The 19,664-nt window shown below is 63.7% G+C and carries 19 protein-coding genes; 11 read left to right on the forward strand and 8 right to left on the reverse strand.

Going from position 1 to position 19,664, the window contains the following annotated elements:
- Positions 1 to 532: 532 nt before the first annotated feature.
- From H2509_RS04880 to H2509_RS04900, 5 genes are all read left to right on the forward strand, one after another.
- Positions 533 to 1,195: a protein-L-isoaspartate O-methyltransferase family protein gene (locus H2509_RS04880; protein WP_182162877.1), complete on the forward strand. Its 663-nt coding sequence runs from the start codon at positions 533 to 535 to the stop codon at positions 1,193 to 1,195.
- A 315-nt stretch (positions 1,196 to 1,510) separates the two neighbouring features.
- Complete coding sequence (locus H2509_RS04885) at positions 1,511 to 2,890, forward strand: TolC family outer membrane protein (RefSeq protein WP_328804984.1); 1,380 nt, start codon at positions 1,511 to 1,513, stop codon at positions 2,888 to 2,890.
- Positions 2,891 to 3,281: 391 nt separating this feature from the next.
- The gene (locus H2509_RS04890; protein WP_182162881.1) at positions 3,282 to 3,953 is read left to right on the forward strand and encodes a PopZ family protein; all 672 of its coding nucleotides are present in this window, start codon (positions 3,282 to 3,284) and stop codon (positions 3,951 to 3,953) included.
- A gap of 127 nt (positions 3,954 to 4,080) precedes the next feature.
- Positions 4,081 to 6,912 carry a valine--tRNA ligase gene (locus H2509_RS04895; protein WP_182162883.1) on the forward strand — a complete coding sequence of 944 codons (2,832 nt, stop codon included), beginning with the start codon at positions 4,081 to 4,083 and terminating at the stop codon, positions 6,910 to 6,912.
- A gap of 204 nt (positions 6,913 to 7,116) precedes the next feature.
- Entirely contained in the window at positions 7,117 to 7,620 is a 504-nt protein-coding gene (locus H2509_RS04900; RefSeq protein WP_209001834.1) for a DUF2155 domain-containing protein, read from the forward strand.
- Positions 7,621 to 7,696: 76 nt separating this feature from the next.
- Here the strand turns inward: H2509_RS04900 and H2509_RS04905 are convergent, their stop codons facing one another.
- Together H2509_RS04905 and H2509_RS04910 are read right to left on the reverse strand one after the other, a co-directional pair.
- Positions 7,697 to 8,227, reverse strand: a complete 531-nt coding sequence (locus H2509_RS04905) for a GNAT family N-acetyltransferase (protein WP_182162887.1) — start codon at positions 8,225 to 8,227, stop codon at positions 7,697 to 7,699.
- Positions 8,215 to 8,502 carry a type II toxin-antitoxin system TacA family antitoxin gene (locus H2509_RS04910; RefSeq protein WP_408022662.1) on the reverse strand — a complete coding sequence of 96 codons (288 nt, stop codon included), beginning with the start codon at positions 8,500 to 8,502 and terminating at the stop codon, positions 8,215 to 8,217. Before H2509_RS04910 ends, H2509_RS04905 begins: the two co-directional genes overlap by 13 nt.
- Before the next feature lie 609 nt (positions 8,503 to 9,111).
- On the opposite strand from H2509_RS04910, the gene H2509_RS04915 reads away from it, so the two are divergent.
- The 6 genes from H2509_RS04915 to H2509_RS04940 all read left to right on the forward strand — a co-directional run bounded on the left by H2509_RS04915 (position 9,112) and on the right by H2509_RS04940 (position 14,087).
- Positions 9,112 to 10,485: an adenylate/guanylate cyclase domain-containing protein gene (locus H2509_RS04915; protein ID WP_182162891.1), complete on the forward strand. Its 1,374-nt coding sequence runs from the start codon at positions 9,112 to 9,114 to the stop codon at positions 10,483 to 10,485.
- Between the two features lie 125 nt (positions 10,486 to 10,610).
- Entirely contained in the window at positions 10,611 to 11,207 is a 597-nt protein-coding gene (locus tag H2509_RS04920) for a TetR/AcrR family transcriptional regulator (RefSeq protein WP_182162893.1), read from the forward strand.
- A 133-nt stretch (positions 11,208 to 11,340) separates the two neighbouring features.
- A complete protein-coding gene (locus tag H2509_RS04925; protein WP_182162895.1) occupies positions 11,341 to 11,628 on the forward strand; it encodes a YciI family protein in 288 nt (95 codons plus the stop codon).
- A gap of 123 nt (positions 11,629 to 11,751) precedes the next feature.
- Positions 11,752 to 12,741, forward strand: coding sequence for a cyclase family protein (locus H2509_RS04930; RefSeq protein WP_182162897.1), 990 nt, complete (start codon positions 11,752 to 11,754; stop codon positions 12,739 to 12,741).
- A gap of 72 nt (positions 12,742 to 12,813) precedes the next feature.
- Entirely contained in the window at positions 12,814 to 13,479 is a 666-nt protein-coding gene (locus H2509_RS04935; protein ID WP_182162899.1) for an FMN-dependent NADH-azoreductase, read from the forward strand.
- Complete coding sequence (locus H2509_RS04940) at positions 13,476 to 14,087, forward strand: DNA-3-methyladenine glycosylase I (protein WP_182162901.1); 612 nt, start codon at positions 13,476 to 13,478, stop codon at positions 14,085 to 14,087. Before H2509_RS04935 ends, H2509_RS04940 begins: the two co-directional genes overlap by 4 nt.
- 12 nt (positions 14,088 to 14,099) lie before the next feature.
- On the opposite strand, the gene aat is transcribed toward H2509_RS04940, so the two are convergent.
- The 6 genes from aat to H2509_RS04970 form a co-directional block, all read right to left on the reverse strand.
- Complete coding sequence (gene aat / locus H2509_RS04945; RefSeq protein ID WP_182162903.1) at positions 14,100 to 14,768, reverse strand: leucyl/phenylalanyl-tRNA--protein transferase; 669 nt, start codon at positions 14,766 to 14,768, stop codon at positions 14,100 to 14,102.
- Positions 14,769 to 14,846: 78 nt separating this feature from the next.
- Positions 14,847 to 16,193, reverse strand: a complete 1,347-nt coding sequence (gene accC / locus H2509_RS04950; RefSeq protein ID WP_182162905.1) for an acetyl-CoA carboxylase biotin carboxylase subunit — start codon at positions 16,191 to 16,193, stop codon at positions 14,847 to 14,849.
- A gap of 14 nt (positions 16,194 to 16,207) precedes the next feature.
- Positions 16,208 to 16,669 (reverse strand): acetyl-CoA carboxylase biotin carboxyl carrier protein, encoded by a 462-nt coding sequence (gene accB / locus H2509_RS04955; protein ID WP_182162907.1) that lies wholly within the window; start codon positions 16,667 to 16,669, stop codon positions 16,208 to 16,210.
- Positions 16,670 to 16,698: 29 nt separating this feature from the next.
- Positions 16,699 to 17,139 carry a type II 3-dehydroquinate dehydratase gene (aroQ, locus tag H2509_RS04960; protein ID WP_182162909.1) on the reverse strand — a complete coding sequence of 147 codons (441 nt, stop codon included), beginning with the start codon at positions 17,137 to 17,139 and terminating at the stop codon, positions 16,699 to 16,701.
- Between the two features lie 149 nt (positions 17,140 to 17,288).
- On the reverse strand, positions 17,289 to 18,062 hold the full coding sequence (locus H2509_RS04965; RefSeq protein ID WP_182162911.1) for a DsbA family protein: 774 nt from the start codon (positions 18,060 to 18,062) through the stop codon (positions 17,289 to 17,291).
- A gap of 57 nt (positions 18,063 to 18,119) precedes the next feature.
- Positions 18,120 to 19,487, reverse strand: a complete 1,368-nt coding sequence (locus H2509_RS04970; RefSeq protein ID WP_328804986.1) for a M48 family metalloprotease — start codon at positions 19,485 to 19,487, stop codon at positions 18,120 to 18,122.
- Between the last annotated feature and the right edge of the window lie 177 nt (positions 19,488 to 19,664).

Raw genomic sequence — 19,664 nt, forward strand, 5'->3', positions numbered from 1 at the left:
CTGATTGCCCGTGCCATCGCTCTTCGTATCCCACCAGGTCGGCTCATACCATTGCCGTCAGTCTTATCGGTCCGGACTCTGATGGTCCCGCTTCGTCAGGCGAACTTCGCGGCAGCTCCAAGCGGAAGGCTTGTGCGCCAAGCCTGCGCAGACTCGGCTATACGGCGGCCGCGCCCTGGGAACATGCCGCCCGTGCCTCATGATCCAGGCCAGGCAACTCGCGATCCGGGTCAGGCAATATGCGCGTACTTCTATTCATTCGTCACCGGCAATCGCCACAGGAATGCAACATCAGTCTAACGTATGGGGCCTGCCGGCCTGTTTAAATCAACATGCGGAGGTGATGAAGAAAACTCTAGCATGTGAAATCCATCCGTACAATTGCCAATTGCCCGCGCGCCCGGGCCCGATGCCGGGTACGCCTCTTGTTCCGGGCGAAGGCGGGCACGGGTGCTTGTCACGGACCGAACTCATCGATAAGAGACCTGTTGCAGTTTCCAGGCTGCCGACCCGCAACGAGACGAGGCACAGGATGGGCGACTTCGAACAGTCCCGCACCCGCATGGTGGACAACCAACTCAGGACCAACGACGTCACGGACCTGAGAATTCTCGACGCGATGGGTTCGGTACCGCGCGAGCGCTTCGTCCCCGCGGCAAAGCGTGCGGTGGCCTATATCGACCAGGACCTGGCCGTACGTGAGGGCGCCGGCGGCCGTTACCTGCTGAAGCCTCATATCCTGGGGCGCCTGATCCAGCTTGCCGAGATCGCGCCGGAAGATGTCGTGCTGGTGGTCGGCTGCTCCACCGGCTACAGCGTCGCCGTTGCCGCCCGTCTTGCCCAATCGGTGGTAGGACTGGAAGAGGATGGTGAACTCGTGGAAGAGGCTTCCTCGACGCTGGTCGAACTGGGCATCGAGAATGGGGCGGTCATTCAGGGCACGCTATCTGAGGGTTGTGCCAGCGAAGGTCCCTATGACGTGATCCTGATCGATGGCGCGGTGGAAGAACTTCCCACGGCACTCACACGCCAGCTTAAGGACGGCGGCCGACTGGTCGCCGTGCAGGGCACCGGCGGCGCGGGCGCCGCATATATCCATACACGTTCCGGTGATACCGTCTCAGGGCGATTCGCGTTCAATGCGGCGGCGCGCCTGCTGCCGGGCTTCGCCCGTCCGAAAGCCTTCGTCTTTTAGAAAAACGTTAACGAATCAGCCGATTTTGCGGCCGTCCGATGCTGTCGGGCGGCCTTTTTTACGTACGGATATGTGTCGTAAGGGCAATATTGTTGCATTCAAGCCGCAGGCACTAAAAAACATGTTAGGCGCCGCCAGTTCAGGTTGTTTGTTTGACAAGTCCCGCTAACAGTAGGGGACAACGTGTGAGGAGTGATCAAATCGGCGCGTGAGGCGGCCTCGGTAATATTGCCGAGGAGGCGGACGACCATCCGCTAGGCTGGCGCCAAGACGGCTTTAGATGGGTGGAATTCTTTTATGAGGCGGTGCAACTTGGTGTCCCGAAAACTGCTTATAGCTCTCGCCGGGCTGGCGCTGCCCCTGCTTGGATCGGGTGTCGGCGCGCCATCGGCGCAGGCCCAGTCGATCAATGAAGCTCTTGGCGCGGCCTATGCCAACAATCCGTCGATAAATGCCGCCCGCGCGGAACTCAGGTCCGTCGATGAATCGGTTCCGCAGGCACTGTCCGGCTGGCGGCCGCAGATCTTCGGCAATGTCGATGTCGGCTCCGTTTCGAGCAATCCGAATCCGGGCTCGTCGCGCTACCGCAATACGGCGGCAATCGGCCTTTCCGTCCAGCAGGCGCTGTTTCGCGGCTTCCGGACGGTAAACTCCACCCGGCAGGCGGAGGCGATCGTGCTGGCGCAGCGCGAAAGCCTGCGCTCGACCGAGCAGAACGTGCTGTTCGATGCCGCCAGCGCCTATATGGACGTGATTCGCGACACGGCGATTGTGTCGCTGCGGCGCAGCAACATTCAGTTCCTGAACGAGCAGGTGCGCGCGGCGCGTGACCGCTTCGAGGTCGGCGAGGGCACGCGCACGGATGTTTCGCAGGCGGAAGCCCGCCTTGCCGACGCGCAGGCCGAACTCAACCTGGCGCTGGCCAACGTCAACACCAGCCGCGCCGTCTACCGGCAGGTGATCGGTGCTGATCCGAAGGCGCTTTCGGCCAGGACCGACATCTATCGCCACCTGCCGAAGAATGTCGATCAGGCGATCCGCATCGGCGCGGATGAGCATCCGGCGATCCTTTCGTCGCTGCATCTCGTCGATGCCGCGATCTTCAACGTCAAGGCGACGGAAGGCGAACTGCTGCCGACCGTGACGCTTGAGGGAAATATCGAGCGCCAGTGGAGCCCTCCGGGCGTCTCCAACCTGACCTCGCAGGATTCGGCGAGCGTCTTTGGCCGCGTGTCGATCCCGATCTACCAGGGCGGCTCCGTCTCCTCGCGGGTACGCGAGGCAAAGGAGGATCTCGGTCAGGCGCAAGTGCAGGTGGATGTCGCCCGCGACCGCATCCGCGCGCTGGTGGTTTCGGCCTGGGGTCAATATGAGGCGGCGGTGGCCTCCATTTCGGCCGCGGAGGCCTCGGTTTCGGCCAACCAGTTGGCCCTTGAAGGCGTGATCGAGGAACAGCGGGTCGGCCAGCGCACCACGCTGGACGTGCTTGACGCCCAGTTCGAGCTGGTCAACAGCCGCGTGCTGCTGGTCAGCGCGCAGCGCGACCGCGCGGTTGCCGCCTATCTGCTGATCTCCTCCATTGGCCGCCTGACAGCCGACAGCATTGGCCTGCGCGTGGCGGTCTATAAGCCGAGCGAGCATTACGACAAGGTCCGCAACAGCTGGTACGGCATCCGCACGCCGGACGGTCGCTGAGGATCAAGTCGAGCGAGAGCAAGAATGCGGGGCGGGTGCCGGAAGGCATCCGCCCCTTTCTATTTGAGCGGTGAAATGACGTAAACGAATACAGCCCGTCCGGGCAAGAATTCGTGCAGCGCCTTTCCTTCGTTCTACGTGCAGCCGCATGACCCGGTCAGAGATAAGGGGGAATACGGTTCGGAAAACCTGCTGGACTGGCGTGCGAGCGCGCGAAATATCCGCCATCTGGCAAGATATTCCACCTTGACTGAACCGGCCCCCATGATTCTTTTCCTTCCGCGCTTTGCCGTGCTTTCCGGCGCACGGTATATTTTGCTCATGTGATTCGTTCGCGCGCCGATGCGGCCGCGGGCGCTGTTGTTGGAAGTTGCCGGCCCTGGGGGACAGAATGGCCAATCCGAAATCGGCTCAAGAACCCTCGATGGAGGAAATCCTGGCGTCAATCCGCCGGATCATCTCCGACGACGACGCGCCGCCTGCCGAACCGGCGGTGGAAGAGGAGACCGACATGGATGCCGGCGCCTCCATGTCGCAGGACGACCTCGACAAGCTCTTCGACAGCGACGGCGGCAGCGATATCGAGATCGAGGCGCCCGAAGAGGACGACGACGTTCTTGAATTGACGGAAGAACTGGCCGTCGAGGACGACGATGCCGACGCCGGCGATTTCGACATGGTCAACGGCTTCGACAAGCAGGAGAGCGAACTCGCCTTCGTGGAGCCCGACGAGGAGCCGGACATGGCCGGCTTCGATGTGGCCATGGACGAAGAGGAGGACGAGACCGAGGATATGGACCTGGCAGCGATGGTTGCCGACCAGGTGTCCGACGAGGTGAGCGAGGAGGCCGAGCGGCTGCTTTCGCCGACCACGGACAACGCCGTCCATTCCGCCTTCAGCGACCTGGCCAGCACGATCCTGACCAAGAACGCCCGCACGCTGGAGGATCTGGTGAAGGAAATGCTGCGGCCGATGCTGAAGGCCTGGCTCGACCAGAACCTGCCGACCATGGTGGAGCGGCTGGTGCGGCAGGAAATCGAGCGCATCTCGCGCGGACGCTGAGGCGCCATCGTCCTTCGCTCAAGGGGCTGCCCGCGGGGCGGCCCTTTTTCGTTTGGCGCGGTTGACTTCACTCCCTGCATCCGATTTACACCCAAGCAATCACGAATGCAGGCTTGAGACCACTTTCATGCTCGACAAGACATATGAGGCGGCGGCTGTCGAGCCGCGGATCTACGAGGCTTGGGAACAGGCGGGCGCCTTCAGGGCGGGCGCCGGCGCGGAGCCGGGTGCCGCTTCCTATTCGATCGTCATTCCGCCGCCCAATGTCACCGGCTCGCTGCACATGGGCCACGCGCTCAACAACACGCTGCAGGACATCCTGGTGCGCTTTGAGCGCATGCGCGGGCGCGACGTGCTGTGGCAGCCGGGCATGGATCACGCCGGCATCGCCACGCAGATGGTCGTCGAGCGCCAGCTGGCCGAGCGCCAGGAGCCCGGTCGCCGCGACATGGGCCGCGAGGCCTTCGTCCAGCGCGTCTGGGACTGGAAGGCCGAATCCGGCGGCATGATCTTCAACCAGCTCAAGCGGCTGGGTGCGTCCTGCGACTGGTCGCGCGAGCGCTTCACCATGGACGAAGGCCTGTCGCGCGCGGTGCTGGACGTCTTCGTCTCCCTCTTCAAGGAGGGGCTGATCTACAAGGACAAGCGCCTCGTCAACTGGGACCCGAAGCTGCACACCGCGATCTCCGACCTGGAGGTGCAGCAGATCGAGGTGAAGGGCAACCTCTGGCACTTCCGCTATCCGCTGGAGAAGGGCGAGACCTACCAGGCGCCGGTGGCCTTCGACGACGACGGCAAGCCGACCGAGTTCGAGACGCGCGACTATATCGTCGTCGCCACGACGCGGCCCGAGACGATGCTGGGCGACACGGCGGTGGCCGTGAACCCGGAGGACGAGCGCTACAAGGACCTGATCGGCAAATACGTCATCCTGCCGCTGGTCGGCCGCCGCATCCCGATCGTCGGCGACGACTATGCCGACCCGGAAGCGGGCTCGGGCGCGGTGAAGATCACCCCGGCGCATGACTTCAACGACTTTGAGGTCGGCAAGCGCCACAACCTTGCGATGATCTCCGTGCTCGACCGCGAGGCGACGGTCACGCTTGCCGAAAACGAGGACTTCCTGGCCGGCGTGCCGCAGAGCGAGCAACTCGCGCGTACCCTTGCCGAACTGGACGGCAAGGAGCGCTTCGCGGCGCGCAAGCTGGTCGTGGCGATGATGGAGGAGGCGGGCTGCCTCGACCGCATCGAGGATCACGTCCACATGGTGCCGCATGGTGACCGGGGCGGCGTGCCGATCGAGCCCTATCTCACCGACCAGTGGTACGTCGACGCGGCGACGCTCGCAAAGCCGGCGATCGCCAGCGTGCGCGAGGGCCGCACCGCCTTCGTGCCGAAGGCTTGGGAAAAGACCTATTTCGAGTGGATGGAAAACATCCAGCCCTGGTGCATTTCCCGCCAGTTGTGGTGGGGGCACCAGATCCCGGCCTGGTACGGCCCGGATGGCGGCCTGTTCGTGGAAAAGAGCGAAGCGGAAGCCATCGCGGCGGCGCAAGAGAAATACGGCAGGCCCGTCGAGGTGGTCGAGATGGGCGAGGCGCTGCGGCGCTGGGAAACGGGCGAGGGAGACAGGATCGCGCTCCACCGCGACGAGGACGTGCTCGACACGTGGTTCTCCTCCGCGCTGTGGCCGTTCTCGACGCTCGGCTGGCCCGACAAGACCGAAGAACTGGCCAACTACTACCCGACGAGCGTGCTCGTCACCGGCTTCGACATCATCTTCTTCTGGGTTGCCCGGATGATGATGTTCGGCCTGCACTACATGAAGACCGAGCCCTTCAAGACGGTCTATATCCACGCGCTGGTCCGCGACGAGAAGGGCCAGAAGATGTCGAAGTCCAAGGGGAACGTGATCAACCCCCTGGAGCTGATCGACGAGTTCGGCGCCGACGCGCTGCGCTTCACGCTGGCGGCGATGGCGGCGCAGGGCCGCGACATCAAGCTGGCGACCAACCGCGTCGCCGGTTACCGCAACTTCGCGACCAAGCTGTGGAATGCCGCCCGCTTCGTGGAGATGAACGGCGGCACGCGGCCCGAGCGCTTCAACCCGGCGACCGTGCGCCAGACGGTGAACCGCTGGATCGTTACCGAGACGGGCCGCTGCGGCGCCGCCGTCACCGAGGCGCTGGAAGGCTACCGCTTCAACGAGGCGGCGGGCGCGGCCTACCGCTTCGTCTGGAATACCTATTGCGACTGGTATCTCGAATTCGCCAAGCCGATCTTCAACGGCGCGGACGAGGAAGCCAAGGCCGAGACGCGGGCGACCGCCGCCTGGGTGCTGGACGAGATCCTGAAGGTGCTGCACCCCTTCATGCCGTTCCTGACGGAGGAATTGTGGGCGCGTACCGTGGAAGGCGCGGCCCCCCGCGCCAACCTGCTGGCGCTGACGCGCTGGCCGGGCGCCATCGTCGGCGACGAGGACGCGGCGGCGGAAATCAACTGGCTGGTCGACGTGATCACGCAGGTGCGCTCGGTTCGGGCGGAGATGAACGTGCCGGCGGGCGCGCAGGTGCCGCTCGTCATCACGGGTGCCGGGCCCGTCACCGCCACGCGGCTTGAGACGCATGGCGCGCTGATCTCGCGTCTGGCGCGCTGCGAGACGATCACGCTGGCCGATGCGCCGCCGCAGGGCTCGGCCCAGATCGTCATCGGCGAGGCCACCTACTGCCTGCCGCTGGCCGGCATTATCGACCTTTCGGCGGAGCGGGCGCGGCTGTCCAAGGAACTCGGCAAGATCGACGAGGAAATCTCGCGCATCAACAAGAAGCTCTCCAACCAGAAGTTCGTCGACAACGCCCCGGAAGAGGTGGTGGAAGGCGAGCGGGAGAAGCGGGCCGACTATGCGGCGCGCCGGGCCAAGGTGGACGAAGCGCTGGCGCGTCTCGCCGGGCTGGCGTGAATTCAGGCCATTTCGCAGCCGCAATCTGCCGTTAAGCGGCGGGGCAGCTACGGGAAAATAATCGTCTGGAGCGGGCGAAGCGAATCCGCTTCAATCGGCTCCACTCCGGGCGAACATGCAGAGGGCTTCCGGCGATACATGCGCGGCGAGGTTTTGGCGAGAATGGCGGATCTGGCGTTTGGCGCGCGGCGCGTGAAAAGGGCGATGCTCGGCGTTGCGACTGTCGCGACCGCTCTTGGGCTCGCCGCCGGACCGGCGAGCGCGGAAAAGATCGCCAATCCGGTCGCCGTCTTCTCCGGCCTCGACAAGATCACCGGCCGCATCATCTCCTTCGACGTCTATATCGGCGAGACGGTGCAGTTCGGCGCCCTGCAGGTGACGCCGCATGTCTGCTACACGCGCCCGCCGACGGAAGCGCCGCAGACCACCGCCTTCCTGGAAGTGGACGAAATCACGCTGAACAACGAGGTGAAGCGCATCTTCACCGGCTGGATGTTCGCCGCCAGCCCCGGCCTGCACGCGGTGGAACACGCCGTCTATGACGTCTGGCTCACCGATTGCCGCCGCACCTCCAACGTGCCGCCGCCGGAAGGCTATTCCGGTCCCCCGGTCGAGGTGACGACCGGCGACGACACCGACCCGCTGGCCGGCAGCGTACCGCTCTCCGACGCCTCGCAGGTCAAGCCGCAGCCCAAGCCGCTGTTTTGAGGGGTCTAGCCGGAATGCCTGCAAGATTAGCCGCTGCTTCCTTCCAGATGCTTCACCCGCAGATATCTTCTCTTATCTAGCTGAAGGCTGCGACTACAGTCTCGATGGGCAGAAACAGCGTGCGGCTGTCTTCCGGGTATTCCATGAACTCGGCGCACTGCAGATAAAAGCGCTTTGCCGCATCATCCTTCGCGTGGACCAGAAGAGCTCCGATACCGATGCTCTGGGAAGCAATGGCGATCCGCCGCAATGCATCCGAGAGAATGTCGGCGCCGAGGCCTTTCCCCGAATGGCTGCGATCAACTGCGAGACGGCCAATCACGGAGACGGGGATTGCATCAGGCGCATTGCGCCGAATCTTGCCGGGAGCGGATGCACGTTCCACCGCCCCGGCAGAGATACAGAAGTAGGCGGCGACACGGTTTTCCTCGCAAACGACATAGGTGCGCGAAAAACGGCTTTCGTTCTTCAAGGCACGATGGCGCAGCCATTCGTTCAGCGCAGGCTCGCCACAATCAAATCCTGAATGGTCATGTTCGGAGGTCAGTGGAACGGGAGCCGAAAGGTGGGGTTCTGGGCGCTCCGAAGCATCCCCTATTTCTGCCATGCCGGCGCCCGGCGCAACAGCGACCGCAGCTTCGGCCCAGGGGCGGGCGGATTGTCGAGCGCATTCATGAAAGTGTTGAAGCGGTCGGCATCGAGCATGAACAGTCGCTGGTCAAGCAACACGTCGATGGCTTGCCGCCTGGCACTCTCGATCATGAATTCGGTGCGTGTCTTGCCTAGCACCGCTGCCGCATTGTCGATAAGTTCGCGGGTGCTGGTTTCGATGCGCAGATTGATGCTGCCCTTCGTATCGGCAGCCGGAACCCGCTCTGCCATCGTCACGTTTGCAGGGCTAGTACTTGCCGATGATGTGCGTACCTTTGACATACGTAACAATATGTGGGTTTGTATCTACAATGTCAATACAAACTAACTTTATTTGAATGGATGTAGCCATTCGAGCCGCGTTCTCGATTGCCGGAACCGAATCCTTGGGAGGGGCGCTTCTGCAATCCAGCCATGATTGTCAATGCGGCGGGTGGAGAAGCATGCGAGTGTCGATGCCCATTCTGGCAGACTGGCGACCAATTCCGTGGTCCCCGTGAAGCTTCATTCCGCGCTCCATCCAATCTCGGCGCTCTCGGGTGCGCGTACTAATTCCCGACCTAGGACATAGGTCCTTAGGCGTGCCGTCTGCGTTTCGAGGCGCGTCGCTCGCGGTCCTCTCACACCGCCATATCTCTCTGCCCGATAGCGCTTCATAGTTCTCTCCGCTAATCTGATGGGCGCGAAACGAAAAGATCCGGGCGCTGTGCGAGGCTCAATCTGGCGGTTCGGCGAAGCAAGCGGCGAACCGCTGCCGGAAGCGTCGGCATGGTCCATGCCCTTAAACGCCGCGCGTGCGATAGACCGGGAGTGCCCGACGCAAGAAAGAGAGCAGGGACGATGCCGACGCTGCTTTCGCTGCCCGACGAAATGAGGGTCGATTTCGAGCCCGGCGAAACCGTGCTCGATGTCTTGCGCAGCCATGGCATCCACATTGCCTGCGCCTGCGGCGGCAAGGCGAAATGTTCCACCTGCCGCATATGGGTGCTGGAGGGGGCAGCGGACTGTCCGGAGCGCAACGCGCTGGAAAGAGCCATGGCCGAGCGGCTTCGGCTGAGCGCCAATGTGCGCCTTGCCTGCCAGCTCCGCCCGACCGCCGATCTTACCTTCCGCCGCCTCGTGCTGGACGAGACGGACCTGCGCATGGCGAACCAGCTTCTGCGGCATGGCGCCATGGGGGCGGGGGAAATGCGCTCGGTCGTCCTGTTCTTCAGCGACGTTTCGGGCTTCACCAGCTTTTCCGAAGCGCTGACGCCCTATGACCTCATGTACCTGCTCAACCGCTATTTCGCGCAGGCTGGCGAGATCGTGGAACGCAACGACGGCTATATCGACAAGTTCGTCGGCGACGGCATGATGGCGATCTTCGGCGTCAAGGGCCAGGAAGACGCGGCGCTGCGCTCGGTCAACGCCTCGCTGCAGACGCTTGCCGCCGTCGACCGGCTGAAGCCTTTCTACGCCACCATGTACGGCATCGAGTTCGATATCCGTATCGGCCTGCATCTTGGCGACGCGGTGATCGGCTCGGTCGGCTCGCCCGGCAGCGAGCGTCTGACGGCGATCGGCGACGCGGTGAACATCGCAAGCCGCATCGAAAACGCTAACAAGGAGGCCGGCACGCGGCTTCTGATCTCCGAGCCTCTCTACGAAGCGGTGAAGGAGGATGTCGAGATCGCCGACTTCATCCGCGTGCGCCTGCGCGGCACCTTGGACCGCATCACGCTCTACGAAGTCAGGAAGCTGAAGGACGAGGCCGAACGGCGGCTGAACGAAACGGTCGAGCGCGAGGCCATGCGCCTTGACGGCAAGACATGGCGCAAGGCGATGCGCACGAACGAGTTGGCCGTCGGTGAACACAAGGTGGTGGAGTTTCCGGAATTCTACGTCGCGATCCTGCGCGACAGCGAGCACCTCTATGCCTTCAACAACGCCTGTCCGCACCTGAAGCTGCCGTTCTTCGAACAAAACCCCAGCACCAGCGGGCTGGCGCCGCCGGAAAGCCACGTCGACGACAAGGGCGTCCTGTTGTGCCGCTGGCACCACAGCGGCTTCGATCTTGCGACCGGCGAGATCGTGCATTGGTGCGAAAGCCTCAGCGCGGAAGGGGTTTCCGAAGGCATGGAGAAGCTCGGCGATATCTCCAAGAACCGGTCGCCGCTCAACCTTCTGCCCTGCCGCGAGGAAGACGGCTACATCTGGGTCGGTATCGATTGATGCGATAACGGCGGCTTTCTCAAATTTTCCGCGCGCTTGACACTCTGGGACGCTTGTCCTATTTTCCTGGAACTAGGACATGTGTCCCAGACCTTGCAGCATGGGCCCAATCGGGAAGAGGATAGATGAGCACGAAGACGACGCGCGCGGAGATCGTCGAGGCGGCGGACGACCTGTTCTACCGGCAGGGATTCGAGCACACGTCCTTCGCCGATATCGCCACTGTGGTGGGGATCTCGCGCGGCAATTTCTATCACCATTTCAAGTCCAAGGACGAGATCCTGGACGCGGTGATCGAGAAGCGGATCGTCGACCGGCAGTCGATGATGGAGCGCTGGGAGATCGAGGGCGCAAGCCCGGAGGAGCGTATCCGCCGCTTCATCGACATCCTGATCGTCAACGGCGAGAAGATCAAACGCTACGGCTGCCCGATCGGCACGCTGACGAGCGAGCTTGCCAAGCTGAACCACGCCGCGCAGGGCGAGGCGAACAGGCTCTTCACCCTGTTCCGCACCTGGCTGCGCCGGCAGTTCGCGGCCCTTGGCCGGGAAGACGATGCCGACGAACTGGCGATGCATCTGCTGGCCCGCAGCCAAGGAGCGGCGACGCTCGCCAACGCCTATCAGGACGACGCCTTCATCGCCCGCGAGCTTGAGAGCATGTACGCCTGGCTGAAGGACTGCGCGGCAGGCGCGAGCAAGCGGGAGACGGCGGCCATGTAAGGCCCGGCTCCGACACAGCCAGACTTATCGTTTCGGCATTCGGCCGCATGCAGCGTGCCGCCCCTGGGCGGCGCGAAGGGCAGCCTTTTGCCTGCACCAACCCCATGGAAATGATCAGAAAGGGACCACAGAGATGTTTGTCGTGCTGCTGAAATTCACCGAAAACAAGGCCCGCGCCGGCAAATTCATGGACGGCCACAAGGCCTGGATCCAGCGCGGATTCGAAGCCGGCACCTTCGTGCTGATGGGCAGCCTGCAGCCCAATCTCGGCGGGGCCCTCGTCGCGCACGGTGCCACGCGCGCGGATCTGGAGGCTTTCGTCGCCGAAGACCCCTTCGTCGCGGAGGGGATCGTGACGCCGGAAATCCTGGAGATCACCGCGTCGCGGGCCGATGAGCGGCTGAGTTTCCTGATCGGCTAACCGCAAACCACCCCGAACATTACCGGTTGCCGCAACGCTGAAGGCCACGCCTTCCGCGAACGGTTTCGCTTTGCCGCGTGTCGGCGCCGGGATGTGCTTCCAACCGGAAAAGGAAAGTCACTGATGAAACGCTTGATGACGCAGACGGCTAAGCTTGGCGCGGCCGCGGCGCTTGCCGCGATGCTGGCCAGTTCCCCGGCTCTTGCCGGCGGCGACAAGGCGGGCAAGAGCCCGTGGGGTCCGCAGGATGAAATCGGCACGCTCAACATGATGACCGATGCCTCGCGGCAGGAGATCCTGCAGCGGATCGAGACGGGCAAGGTCTACGATCTCGGCGTAGACCTGTTCGTCGGCATGCCGGATTGCTGCAGCGCTGCCTTCGGCGATCCGACCTATCAGATGTGGATGATCCACGCTCCGGCGCGCGGCGACGGCAGCGGCGAATTGCTGTCGCATTCCAGCGAGGCGATCTCGATGAACACCCACACGGGCACGCATATCGACACGCTCAGCCATTTCGGCCTGCACGGCAAGCTGTTCAACGGCGTCAGCGCCAATGAGGCGCTCGGCGTGCGCGGCTGGTCGAAGTCCGGCGCGGAGAAATATCCGCCGATCGTGGCGCGAGGCGTGCTGATCGACGTGGCGAAGGCCAAGGGCGTCGACATCCTGCCGGCCTCCTATGCGATCACGGTCGACGACCTTAAGGAAGCGCTGGCCAGGCAGGCTACGACGCTTTCCGAGGGCGACGTGGTGCTGGTGCGCACCGGGCAGATGAGCGCGTGGCCGGACAAGTCGAAGCTCACGCTCTTCACCCAGTCGGGCCTGAGCCTCGAAGCGGCGGAGTGGCTGGCCGAGGAGCAGAAGTCGATGGTGCTCGGCGCCGACAATCTGGGCCTTGAGAGCTTCCCCTCCACCAACCGCGAGAACTTCGCGCCGGTGCATTCCTACCTGCTGGCGGAAAAGGGCGTCTCCTTCATCGAGCTTCTGTGGCTGGAGGAGCTCGCCAGGAACGAGGTCTATGAATTCGCCTTCATCACCTCGCCGCTGAAGCTGCGCGGCGCGAGCGGCTCGCCGATCCGCCCCGTCGCCATTCCGGTCAAGCGCGGAAGCTGACGGCGGTAACGAACCCGGCGGGGCGTCCTGCTCCGCCGGATTTCCCAGTTCTGTTTTTGCAGGAGCGATTTCATGAAATTGTTGCATGTCGATTCCAGCCCCAAGGGCGAGCATTCGAATTCGCGCGCGTTGTCCCGCTATTTCGTGGATCGGCTCGGCGAGCGCGTTCCGGATCTTGAGATCGATTATCTGGATGTCGCAGCGGAGCCGCTGTCCCCGCCTTCGGGCTTGTTCACCCGCGCCATCTACACGCCGCCGCCGGAACGTACCGACGAGATGAACGTCGAACTGGCCGCTTCCGACCGGCTTTGCGAACGGGCACTGGATGCCAATGCGCTGGTGATGGCCATGCCCATGCACAATTTCTCCATGCCGGCGGCGTTCAAGGCCTTCGTCGACAATCTTGTACGCGTGGGAGTTACCTATACGTTCAACGAGGATGGGCGGCCTGTGGGGCGTTTTGGCCGGCACAGGGTGCTGTTCATCACCAGCCGGGGCGCGGATTTGCGCGCGGGAGGACCCATGGCGCACATGGATGCGCTGACGCCCGCGCTGCGTGCGGCCTTCGGCTTTATCGGCGTATCGGCGCCGGAGTTCGTTGACGCGCAGCCTCTGCAATTCGCCGATCGGGCCGCGCACGAGGCCGCATTGGCGCGGGCAAAGGCGGAGCTGGATGGCGTGGCGCGCGAATGGGGAGGCGGCCTGCCGGCTCAAGGATCGGAGAAGCAGAAGGCATGAGCAGGACGATCGAGGGGCTGGACGGAAAGCCGCGTTGCCGCTGGTGCGGCGCCGCGCCGGAATTCCTGGCCTATCATGACACAGAATGGGGCTTTCCGGTCGCCGACGACTGCCGCCTGTTCGAGAAGCTTTGTCTGGAAAGCTTCCAGTCCGGGCTGAGCTGGCGGACGATCCTTGCCAAGCGCGAGGGCTTTCGCGCAGCGTTCCACGGCTTTGACTTCAAGCGCGTCGCCGGCTTCACGGAGGCGGACGTCGAGCGCCTGTTGAAGGACGAGGGAATCGTGCGCCATCGCGGCAAGATCGAAGCGGTGATCAACAACGCGAAGCGGGCGCAGGAGATGGTGAGGCGCGAGGGATCGCTGGCGGCCTTCGTCTGGCGCTACGAACCCAGCGCGGAAGACCTCGGCGCGCCGCAAAGCGCCTCCACGTCGCAGGCATCGGTGGCACTGTCGAAGGACCTGAAGAAGCTCGGATGGAAGTTCGTGGGACCGACGACGGTCTACGCATTCATGCAGGCGATGGGCCTCATCAACGACCATGTCGAGGACTGTGTTGTCCGGGCGGAGGCAGCAAGGCAACGCGAGGCCTTCCGGCGGCCGGGAAGCTGACGATCAGGGCCTTCAGGCGTCGATGATGGACAGTGCGTGTTCGCCGGACACGGTATCGGGCAACGCCAGGAAGTCGCCGTCCTCCTGCAGGGCTTCCTGCAGGTCCAGGCCATAGAGCAGCTTCGGCACTTCCACGGCGCCGAAACGGGCGAGATGCTCGGTAACGAACTGGGTGTCGAGCAGGGTGAAGCCGCCGGCGATCATCCGCGCGACGAGATGGACAAGGGCGACCTTGGAGGCGTCGCGCTCGGCGGCGAACATGCTCTCGCCGAAGAACGCGCCGCCGAGGCTGACGCCGTAAAGGCCGCCGACAAGCTCGCCATCCTTCCAGGCCTCGACCGTATGGCAGTAGCCCATGTCGAACAGCGCGCCGTAGAGGCGGCGGATCTCCGTGTTGATCCAGGTCTTGCGCCGACCGGGCGCGGGCCGCGCGCAGCCATCGATCACGCCGGTGAAATCGTGGTCGACGCGGATCTCGAAGACGTCTTTGCGAACGGTCTTGCGCAGGCTGGAGGGGATATGGAACGCGTTCAGCGGCAGGATGCCGCGCCGCTCTGGCTCGATCCAGAAAAGGCCGGGATCCTCGGCGGATTCGGCCATCGGGAAGATGCCGCAGGCATAGGCTTTCAGCAGGACCTGCGGTGTGATCTCCAGGACGCCGTCGCCGCTCTTGCCAGCCATTCAAAGGCTCCCCTGGTTCGAACCTGGAGCAGGTCCCGATGGCCGGATGCATAATCCGGCCATCGGGCAAAGGAGGCCTCAGTCCTCCTTCGAATCGAGATACTTCTCCAGCCAATGAATATCATACATTCCATTGGCGATGTCCTGACTGGCAAGCAGGTCGCGGAAAAGCGGGATAGTCGACTGGATGCCGTCGACGACGAATTCGTCGAGGCAGCGGCGCAAGCGCATCATGCATTCCACCCGGTTGCGGCCATGCACGATCAGCTTGCCGATGAGGCTGTCGTAATAGGGCGGGATGCGATAGCCCTGATAAACGCCTGAATCGACACGCACGCCGAGACCGCCCGGCGGGTGGTAATAGGTGATCGTGCCGGGCGAGGGCGTGAAGTTTCGCGGGTTTTCCGCGTTGATGCGGCATTCGATCGCATGCCCCTCGAAGACGACGTCCGACTGCTTGATCGACAGCGTGGCGCCGGCCGCGATGCGGATCTGCTCGTTCACCAGATCGATGCCGGTGACCATTTCGGTGACCGGGTGTTCCACCTGCAGGCGGGTGTTCATCTCGATGAAATAGAACTTGCCGTCCTCGTAGAGGAACTCGACCGTGCCGGCGCCGCGATATTTCAGCTTGCGCATGGCCTCGGCGACGACTTCGCCGATCTTTGATCGCTGTGCCACGTTGAGGGCGGGCGAGGGAGCCTCTTCCCAGACCTTCTGGTGGCGGCGCTGCAGCGAGCAGTCTCGCTCGCCGAGATGGATCGCGTTGCCCTGGCCGTCGCCAAGCACCTGGATCTCGATATGGCGCGGCTTGGAGAGATATTTCTCCATGTAGAGCGCATCGTCGCCGAAGGCGGCCTTCGCCTCTGCACGGGCGGTCGAAAGCGCGGTATCGAGTTCCGCTTCGCTGCGGGCGACCTTCATGCCGCGTCCGCCGCCGCCGGCCGCTGCCTTGACGAGGACCGGATAGCCGATCTCGCGCGCGATCGCATGGGCGTCGTCGGTCGGCTTCACGGCGCCATTGGAGCCGGGCACGACCGGAATGCCGAGCTTCTCGGCCGTCAGCTTCGCCTCGATCTTGTCACCCATGATGCGGATATGCTCCGCCGTCGGGCCGATGAAGGTGACGCCATGCGCTTCCAGGATCTCCGCGAAGCGCGCGTTCTCCGACAGGAAGCCGTAGCCGGGATGAACGGCATCGGCGCCGGTGATCTCGCAGGCTGCCAGAAGCTGGGGAATGTTGAGGTAGCTGTCGCGCGCCTGCGGCGGGCCGACGCACACGCTTTCGTCCGCCAGCCGCACATGCATCGCGTCCGCATCGGCGGTGGAATGAACAGCGACCGTTTGGATGCCAAGTTCCTTGCAGGCACGTAGCACTCGCAGCGCAATTTCACCGCGGTTGGCGATCAGGATCTTGGAGAACATTGCCGGTCCCCCCGTCATTCGATGACGACGAGAGGTTCGCCATACTCGACCGGCTGGCCGTCCTCGACGAGTACCGCCGTGATCTTGCCGGCGCGCGGAGCCGGGATCTGGTTCATGGTCTTCATCGCTTCGATGATCATGATCGTCTGGCCCAGGGCGACGTTGTCGCCGACCTCGACGAAGGCGCGGGCGCCGGGCTCGGGCGAGCGGTAGGCGGTGCCGACCATCGGCGAGGAGACGGCGCCCGGATTGCCGGCAGCTTCGGCCGCGGAACCAGGAGCCGCTGCGGGAGCCGCGGTTGCCTGAGCGGGCCGGACGGGGGCGGCGGCAACCGGAGCCTCGATGGTGATCTGGCGGGCGACGCGGATGCGGAAATCGTCCCGCTCCAGCTCGATCTCGGAAAGATTGGTCTCGTCAAGAAGCATTGCGAGTTGCCGGATCAGCTCGTGATCGAACTGGTTCTTGTTTTCTGCCATGGTCGTTGTGGTCCGGTGCTCGGTGCCGCTCAGGGTCTGATAACGGTTGAAAGCGCCTCGAGCGCCAGGCGGTAGCCGGTGGCGCCAAAGCCGCAGATCACCCCGAGTGCGACGGGTGAAACATAGGAATGGTGACGAAAGGCCTCCCTGGCGAAGACATTCGACAGGTGGACTTCGATGGTGGGGATCTCGGCCGTGCGGATCGCGTCGTGGATGGCGACCGAGGTATGGGTATAGGCGGCCGGGTTGATGATCAGGCCCTGCGCCACGTCGCCAGCTTCCTGGATCCAGTCGACGAGGATGCCCTCGACGTTCGACTGGCGGAATTCTATGTCGAGATCCAGATCCTCACCGACGTCCCGGCACATGCTCTCGATGTCCGCGAGCGTCGTCTTGCCGTATGTCGCCGGTTCGCGCGTGCCGAGCCGGTTCAGGTTGGGTCCGTTCAGGATATAGATTGAGGCGGACATTTGATCCCCATACAGGCGATCGCCAAAACGGCGGCCCCCGTCGATGCGGCGCGGACGTTGCGTCCACGCTCACACATCCGCCCCTTATAGGCATTCACGCCGGACAGGAAAAGGCCCATCCGGCGTTTGTCGACATGGTCTTCCGCCACTCAACAGGTGGTGGTGCCGCAATCGCGCACGGCGGCGATCTTGGTCTTCAGCGCGTCGTAGCCGACGGCACCCATCACCACCTCGTTGCCGACGACGAAGGACGGCGTGCCGGTGAGGCCCAGGCGATTGGCCAGGGAATAGACTTCCTCAATGGTTGCAGCGACTTCGCCGGACGAGTTCATCACGGCTGCGATCTCTTCCTGATCGAGCCCGATCCTGGCGACAGCGTCGAGCGCCCGGGCTTCGTTGGCCTGGCCGCGACCGCCCAGAAGCTCCTTGTGGAAATCCATGTATTTTTCCGGAGCGACTTCCTTCACGGCCACCGCGACGCGAGCTGCCTCGACCGAGCCTTGGCCGAGAACCGGGAATTCCTTCAGCACGACGCGCAGGTTCTTGTCCTCATCCAGAAGCTGGATGATGTCCGCCATGGCGCGCTTGCAGTAGCCGCAGTTGTAATCGAAGAACTCGACCAGCGTGACGTCGCCTTCCGGATTGCCGAGTTCGACCTGACGGCTGGAATTGAAGAGATATTCTGCGGCGCTGCTGACGGCCTCAGAACGCGCCTTGTTCTGCGCTTCCTCGTCGCGGCGGTCGAGCTCGATCAGCGCTTCGCGAATGACCTCCGGGTGCTGGAGGATATATTCGCGCACCACCTTGCCGATCTCTTCCTTGTCGGTGGCGGAAAAATCGGCGGCCGAAGCAGCCGCGAACGTCATGGCGGCAATCACGGTTGCAGTGAGAGCGCGCGCCACCAGGCGGAAAAATGTCGTCATCCTGATCTCCCGATGCCGGTTGAGCGAAAGATGCCCGGCCGGCGAAAACGATTTGCTTCAGCGAGAAAGCTTCGGAGGTTTATAGGACAGGATATCATCGGCCTGTAGCCAAGGCCTCGTTCCCGACTTCAAATTTTTTTGCGCACGCGACGCGTAGCGCTTGGCGCCCTGGAAGTCTCCACGGGCCATCAGGCCTTGCGCCGTGGCAAGATCGGCCTCCGGCGTCTTGCCCTGGCGGGCAAGCGCGATGGCGAGCTGGGAGAAACCGATCTGCGAGTTGGCGTCGATCTGCAGGCCCGCCTTGAGTATGCGTTCAGCTTCCGGCAGGAGCGATGCGTCATTGGAGGCGACCATCGCGAAGCCGAGCCAGACCAGGAACTGGCCTTCGTTCGGCCGCAATGCGACCGCCTTGCGGAACGGGTCGATCGCGGCGCGGGGCTTGCCTGATTCAAGCAGCGACTGCCCCTTCAGTTCGTAGAAATAGGGGTTGTTCGGCATCTGGCGGATCAGATCGTCGACCGCCTTGGCGGCCCTGTCGCCGCTTTTCGTCTGCGACGCCACGACCGCACGGGCATATTGCGCGGGCAGGCTCTTGTCGGAACGCGGATAGGCCCGCTCCACCGTGCTCGGATGGCTGGTATAGGCCAGGAGCTTGGCACGGACCAGGTCGTGACGCAGCTGCAAGGAGGGTGGATCTGACTTGTCGAAATAGCGGCTCTTCTTCGCTACTTCCTCCAGCGCGTTGTAGCGCTCGCGCGGTAGCGGGTGGCTTAGTGCGTAGGGGTCCGCATAGCGGCTGGAAAAAAGCGCCTGGTCGGCAAAGCGGCTGAAGGTCTTCAGCATGCCCTTGGCCGACTGGCCGGTCTTCTCGAGATAGGTGAGGGCGGCGCGGTCGGCGGACGCCTCCTCGCTGCGCTGGTAAGACAGCAGGCTGCGCTTGCCGAAGCCCGCGCCTGCGGTCGCCAGACCGGCGCCGCCCCGCGATACGTCGACCGAGCCGGACGAGGCGCCCGCCGCAATTGCACCGGCACCAAGGATCGCGCCGATGACGGCGATGATCTGCGCCTGCGAGGCGGCCTGGCGGAGGCGGGCGAGATGGTTGCCGGCAATGTGGCCGGTCTCATGGGCGATGACGCCGATCACTTCGCCCGGCGTTTCCGCATCGAGGATGACCCCGAGATTGATGAACATGCGTCGCGCGTCGGGAACGAAGGCATTGAAGCCCTTGTCGTTCACCAGAATGATGTCGACCTGGGCGCTCGGAACGCCAGCGGCGGCGAAGATCGGCTTGGCATAGTCGCGCAGCAAATCCTCGGTTTCCGCGTCGCGCACCAGCGGCAGCTTCCCTCGCTGGGCTGTCGCGGGGGCGATGACGGAGGTCGACAGCAGCGCCGCGGCGGCGGCAACGGAGACAAATCGCGACACGGCCTTGCCGAATGAGCGCTTTATCGGAGAGGAAGTCTGCGATAGGGGACTTTGAGCCATGTGCCTGCCTGTGAACGTCTCGTGCCGGCGAAGGTAGGCATGCCGCAAGGGACGGTCAACTCACACAGTGTGAATGCGGCGGCATGGTGGCGGCGGGCGCGATCGGAACATTTGCAG

Origin of the sequence: Stappia albiluteola (genome assembly GCF_014050225.1) — a bacterium.
Taxonomy (GTDB): Bacteria; Pseudomonadota; Alphaproteobacteria; order Rhizobiales; family Stappiaceae; genus Hongsoonwoonella; species Hongsoonwoonella albiluteola.